Annotated in this window: 1 rRNA gene; it reads left to right on the top strand. The window is 52.5% G+C overall.

Annotated features, from left to right (window positions below):
* Nucleotides 1-255, top strand: a 23S ribosomal RNA gene (locus M3677_RS18905); the annotation flags it as partial.

Raw genomic sequence — 255 nt, forward strand, 5'->3', positions numbered from 1 at the left:
TTGAAGGCCGCAGAGACCAGTGGGAAGCGACTGTTTACTAAAAACACAGGTCCGTGCGAAGTCGCAAGACGATGTATACGGACTGACGCCTGCCCGGTGCTGGAAGGTTAAGAGGAAGGGTTAGCCTTAGGGCGAAGCTCTGAATTTAAGCCCCAGTAAACGGCGGTGGTAACTATAACCATCCTAAGGTAGCGAAATTCCTTGTCGGGTAAGTTCCGACCTGCACGAATGGCGTAACGACTTCCCAGCTGTCTC

The organism is Curtobacterium sp. P97 (assembly GCF_023712445.1).
Classification (GTDB): Bacteria; Actinomycetota; Actinomycetes; order Actinomycetales; family Microbacteriaceae; genus Curtobacterium.